Raw genomic sequence first — 5,672 nt, forward strand, 5'->3', positions numbered from 1 at the left:
TGCCCTGGTCGCGGTTCAGGGCTACAACGCGTTGGCCAACTTCGGTGTCGATGCGCTGGTGGGATTCGTCTCCGCGTTCGTCAACGTTCGGCCCGCCCCCGACGGAAATGCCTTTGTAGCAGGCGATGAGGCTCGCGGACAGACCGAACAGGGCGGCCTTGACCATCGCGATGATCACGTCTGCCAATCCGACGATCAATGTCAACCCGGCCACCCAGGCTCCGGGTGTGACGTGCTGGATGTAGACCGAGAATACGAACGAACCGGCGAGGCCGACCATGGTGACCAAAGCCGACAGCATCAGCGCCACCAGCGTGCCGGCCAACACCCGGGGCACGATGAGCGCCTGGATCGGATCGATTCCCATGACTCGCATCGCGTCGAGCTCCTCGCGGATGGTGCGGGCCCCAAGGTCTGCGCACATCGCCGTCGCGCCGGCGCCGGCTACCACCAGCACGGTGACGATGGGCCCGATCTGGTTGACCGTGCCCAGCGCCGCGCCGCTGCCCGAATAGTCGGCGGCGCCGATCTCGACCAGCAGCACATTGAGTACGAAGACCACCAAGGTGGTGAACGGGATGGAGAGCAAAACCGTGGGGAGCAGCGATACCCGGGCTACGAACCACGTCTGCACCAGGAACTCACGCATGGCGAACGGACGCCGGACAAGCGCCACGGAGGTATCCAGTGACATCGCGAAGAACTCGCCCACCGCGCGCACCGGCTTGGCGAGCGCATTAAGGCCTGACGGGAGCGCACCTAACGCGGTCATCGGATGACTCCGGCAAGCTGCGTCACACGCTGCATTGACGACAACACTCCTCAGTCCCCCGATATCGCTTTGACCAGACAATACTGTGAGCCACCACACAAGCTGCCGTGAACCGTACACTATAAAACTAAGTGGGAGCAACAGGCGCTAGCACTAATTTGTAATTTACGAGCTTCGTAATCCAACCCTTCCTGCGGCTTTGCTATGCGGCCGTCTAGCGGGGTGGAGCTTGCCCATCCCGACTGCGACCTCTGGTGTGGCAGTCCGTGCCTATGGCACACTGCGACAGGTGCCTCGTCGTCGCAGCGTGACCTCTTTGCCCAGTTACAAGGCGGTACCGAGGCAGGAGCGCGTCGAAGCGACACGGCACGAGATCGTCGCCGCGGCTGTGCACGCCTTCCGCGTCCGCGGCTACACGGCGACGACAATGTCAACCGTTGCTGCTATTGCCAAGGTCTCCCCGAGAACTCTTTATCGATATTTCGGAAGTAAGAGCGATTTGTTTGCAGCGGTGACGGAGGAATCGGCAGCAAAATTTATAAATGAATTGTTCGAAAACGTACACCGGCTGCCGTTGCGCGATGCGATTATCGAATCAGTAGAGCGCACCGATAACGCGCTCACCGCAGAAAGCCGCGAAATGATGCGATTGGCCGCAGCCGACGAAAAGGCGTGGCGGCATTTCCTGGCGGCGGCTAACAGTGCACAGACCACGGTGGCCGGCGCGCTCCGCGCCGCCAGTGACCCTGCACAGCTGCCAAACGCCGAGGCCGGCGATTCGTTGATCTGGGAAGTGCGGGCCAGTGCGGTACTGGGCGCCGTCACCACCGCATACCGCCGCTGGGCCACGACCGACGGCCACCCGCTACCAGTCCTAGTCGCCAAGGGCATTGACGCGGTGCTGCCCGTAGTAGTCCCTCCCGGCGTCGACGCGACCGGTGCACAATCCGCCGAAGGCCCCCGATTTAACAGAACTATTTAACTAATTCGGACCCTTCCGGGCAAGGCTCATCACAATGCGGCGCTCGCGTATACCAGCGGTTTTCGGGCACATCAAACTGGATCACTTATGCGTGGATTGAAGCGTTCGCAGACTCTGAGCAGACAGCTCCGGAGTGGAAATCGAGCAAAGGGATCGAATTGGGCTACGCGGCGCGCCCCACCGAACTCCGCCACATCGGACAAACATGGAGCGTGCTGGCGACCCAACCTAATAGGCAATTCATCTAACTGTATTCACCCGACTGGCGACAGCCACGGCAGACTGGTAACCGTGAAGCCCGGGCGTGCGCGTGGCACGAATCCGATCCGGGGCCTGCTGAGCCACCGCGATCTAGACTCCTGCCGGGCCTCACCAGGGGATTGTTGATTGCAGGTTGCGGCGGCCATCGTCGCAGCGATGACGGACGCCAACAACCAACGGCGCGATCACCGCTCGATGGCTAGACCGGGGCTGGCGCGGCCTCCACGGCGTCACCACCGCCGCGCCGTATAGCCCGGCACCCCAGTCAGGATCGCACCGTTGTCACCACTGGCCGTCGCCATCCACTCTGGCCGCTTCTGCGGCCAGCAGGTGCTTGCGCACTTCGCCGGATGCTGTTCGCGGAAATTCCTCGAGGACAAGCCATTTCGCCGGGCGCTTGCTTGGACTGAGTGTGTCCTCCGCGAAACTGCGAGGGCGGCAGGCTTGACTGTCGGCCCCAACGGCCGGCAGGACCGCGGCGACGACCTGCTGCCCGAGCCGGCGATCGGGCACACCGAAGACCGCGACTCCTCGCACCGCGGGGTGTGGGGACAGCTGTTGTTCCACCTCCGCGGGGTAGATGTTGGCACCACCGTGGATGACTACCTCGCGCGACCTGCCACGGATGCGAAGGATTCCGGAGTCGTCCGAGACGTAGATGTCGCCGGTGCGCCGGCCATCCGGCACCGCTGGTGTCAGGGTCCAGGATCCCACCCGGCGGCAGGTATCCCGACATGTCAGCGGACCCCGAACGCAAAGCTCGCCCGCCTGACCGACCGGCAGCACCAGGCCTTCGGAATCCGCCAGACAATAGTCACGTCCGGGCAACAGGTGACCGAGCGACCTCGTGGGCACTTCGGTCGAATCCGTCCGGAACGTCATCGCCATACAATGCGCTTCGCTCCGGCCGTACGCGATAGCGAACCTGATGCACAGCCGGCCCTCGACCTCTGCGATGAGCTCCGGATCGACATTGGTGGCACCACCGAGCGCGGTGCCCACAGAGGCGAAGTGGGATCTTGACCAGTCAACGGCTGTGGACGACGGACCTACACCGCACGGCCGGGCTGACGTCGCGCAATCTGCATCTTCTGCAGCCGCCGGTTGGTGCGGGCCAGCCAGGCGTCATAATCGGTCGCCTTGCGCAGGAAGGACTCCCCCACTCTGGGATGTGGTAACGCCAAAAACTTGCCGGCCGCGGCGGCGTCGAGTGCCTGGCGAGCACACTCCTCGGGTTCGACGACGTCACCGAGAGCGGCGATATCGGCAGTGGGCGTGAGGCTTTCATCGTCCTCGTTGCGTCCCAGCATCCCGGTGTTCACCGCGTTCGGGCACAGGCAGGTGACCTGGATGCCGCGGTGCGCGTAGTTCAGGGCCACCCACTCGGCGAATCCAAGAGCCCCGTGCTTGCTCAGCGTGTAGCCCATGAACGACGGGCCGGTGATCAGCGCCGCCGACGAAATCGTCTGGACCAGCCACCCCTCCCCGCGTTCGAGCATGCCCGGCAGCACCGCTGGGCAGCCCATACGTGGCTGAGCAGGTTGACATCGACGATATGCCGCAATTGCTCCGACGTCTGGGTCAGACCGTCGCCGGTGTCGGAGTACCCGGTGTTGGAACAGAACACCGACACCCGTCCGAAAGCGTCCTCGGCCTGGGCAACCAGTGCTGTGATGTCATCTGGTGAAGCGACGTCGCAAACGACGGCGAGACCACCGATCCGCGCAGCGACCCGTTGCGCGCGTTCGACATTGAGGTCGGCCACCACGACGCGGGCACCCCGATCGGTGAGTTCCTCGGCCAGCGCCCGGCCGATTCCGTGCGCGCCGCCGGTCACGACTGCACAACGTCTGTTCAACTCCATATCGGCTCTCGCTCTCAAACGTGTCCGCCGTCGACGGCCAAGACCTGTCCGGTGGTGAAGCTCGCCGCATCAGAGGCCAGATACAGTACGGCGCTGGATATTTCGTCAGGAGTTCCGATTCTTCCCAGCAGTGCCGTAGCACTGGCCAGATCACGCTCGGATTGTGGCCAGGCCTTCATCACGTCGGTCTCCACGGCGCCCGGCATTACCGCATTCACCCGCACCTTCGGGGCGAAGGTCTTCGCGAACGACTTGGTGAGGTTGTTCAGGCCGGCTTTGGCCGCCGCATAGACGATGGCGTGGCCGGCGCCGATTTGGGCGGAGATGGTCGAGATGTTGACGATGTTGCCGCCACCGTCGGCGGCCATCCGGCTACCAATCAGCGCGCTGAGTCGGAAGGGACCCTTGAGATTGAGTGCGATTGTCTTGTCGAACAGTTCCTCGCCGATCGAATCCACACTGTCGTAGCGCAACGAGGAGCCCGCGTTGTTGACCAGGATATCGATCCGGCCGGCTGCCCCATAGGCCTGAGCGACCAGGCCGTCGCATTCCGACCAGCGGTTCACGTTGGCGGGCAACGCATACGCGCGCCGCCCGCTGGCGGCGATCTCTGCGGCGGTTTGTTCGCAGGCGTCGGCTTTTCGGCTCGTCACGATGATGTCGGCGCCGGCAGCGGCCAGTCGTGCGGCGATCGCGCGCCCGATGCCCCGGGTGGCGCCGGTGATCAACGCGGTACGTCCGGACAGGTCGAAGCCGTCGGTCACGACATGCGCTCCTCGGGCCGGTCGAATCGAGCGAGTCCCTCTTCCAGCACGGCCAGCGCCGCGCCGATGCGAGCCGCTGGATCACCGCGGCCGCCGGACTGCGACCAAGCGCCGAATTCCGCTGCCGCAACCGCATTCATCGCGGTCACGATCACCCGGTCCTGGCCACGGGTCGTGGCGGTGCTCGCCGGGAAGCGGGCCACGACCTGCTCGACCAGATCGGAATCGTTGAGCAGCCGATGGCCTCGGCTGCGGGCGTTGAGTTCGGGCGCCCGCGCGAGGATGCTGCCCAGCTGCGCGGCCCGCGACCGGTCGGCCGGTTCGACGCGAGAGGTCGACAGGAATGCCTCACGCAAGGCGGTGACGGAGCCTTCTTCGGCCGGGCGGGCGGCCACCGCGGCGACCAGACGGTCCCACAGGTGGCGTTCGTAAGCCAACAGCACATCGTCCTTCGTCGCGAAGTACCGGAAGAAGGTGCGCTCGGATATACCCGCCGCTGCGGCGATGTCGGCGACGGTGACGTTGTCGTAGCCCTGGTCGGCAAACAGATGCACGGCAGCCCGGCCGATGTCGTCGCGCACGAGTCGTCGGCGTCGCTCGGTGAGTGGTTCGGTCATGCGCGCGACCTCACTTGCGCTGCCCGCGGGCGAACTCCGCGGCCCCGGCGAGCAGGCGAATCACCCGAGGTCCCATGTCGGTTCGGTCCGGGTCGATGCCCGCCTTGACCTGCCGAGCGTGCGACCCCTCCAGGATCACGGCCAGCTTGAACAACGCCAGAGCCTGGTAGTAGGGCAGCGCGGTGAGGTCCCGTCCGCTGAGGTTGGCGTATCGGTCCGCCAGCTGCTGACGACTCGGGTAGCCGGCCGAGCCGCCCGCCTGTTCGGTGATGATCGGATCTTCACCGGGCTCGGTCCACCGCGCGAGCAGGTGCCCAATATCGAGCAGCGGATCGCCGATGGTGCCGGTGTCCCAGTCGACGATTGCGGCCAAGCGGGCCGGCGGCTGCGGGGCAACCATCACATTGAATGG

At 64.9% G+C, this 5,672-nt stretch carries 6 protein-coding genes and 1 pseudogene; 1 reads left to right on the forward strand and 6 read right to left on the reverse strand.

The genetic code is table 11. The annotated features are described in order from the left end of the window. On the reverse strand, window positions 1-772 hold a 772-nt coding region (locus A9X04_RS14260; protein ID WP_197509168.1), incomplete at its 3' end, for an ABC transporter permease. A 316-nt stretch (window positions 773-1,088) separates the two neighbouring features. On the opposite strand from A9X04_RS14260, the gene A9X04_RS29735 reads away from it, so the two are divergent. Beyond that, window positions 1,089-1,754, forward strand: a complete 666-nt coding sequence (locus A9X04_RS29735; protein ID WP_197509169.1) for a TetR/AcrR family transcriptional regulator — start codon at window positions 1,089-1,091, stop codon at window positions 1,752-1,754. Between the two features lie 543 nt (window positions 1,755-2,297). Here A9X04_RS29735 and A9X04_RS14270 read toward each other — a convergent pair. From A9X04_RS14270 to A9X04_RS14290, 5 genes and pseudogenes are all read right to left on the reverse strand, one after another. Then, on the reverse strand, window positions 2,298-3,017 hold the full coding sequence (locus A9X04_RS14270) for a class I adenylate-forming enzyme family protein (protein ID WP_067921367.1): 720 nt from the start codon (window positions 3,015-3,017) through the stop codon (window positions 2,298-2,300). Between the two features lie 47 nt (window positions 3,018-3,064). After that, a pseudogene (locus A9X04_RS32315) lies at window positions 3,065-3,879 on the reverse strand (SDR family NAD(P)-dependent oxidoreductase). Between the two features lie 14 nt (window positions 3,880-3,893). Further along, window positions 3,894-4,643: an SDR family NAD(P)-dependent oxidoreductase gene (locus A9X04_RS14280; RefSeq protein ID WP_067921369.1), complete on the reverse strand. Its 750-nt coding sequence runs from the start codon at window positions 4,641-4,643 to the stop codon at window positions 3,894-3,896. After that, entirely contained in the window at window positions 4,640-5,260 is a 621-nt protein-coding gene (locus tag A9X04_RS14285) for a TetR family transcriptional regulator (RefSeq protein WP_067921371.1), read from the reverse strand. Before A9X04_RS14285 ends, A9X04_RS14280 begins: the two co-directional genes overlap by 4 nt. A gap of 10 nt (window positions 5,261-5,270) precedes the next feature. Further along, window positions 5,271-5,672 (reverse strand): phosphotransferase (locus A9X04_RS14290; RefSeq protein WP_156764353.1); only part of this gene is annotated, 402 nt, incomplete at its 5' end.

It is taken from the genome of Mycobacterium sp. E3247 (assembly GCF_001667785.1).
GTDB lineage: Bacteria > Actinomycetota > Actinomycetes > Mycobacteriales > Mycobacteriaceae > Mycobacterium.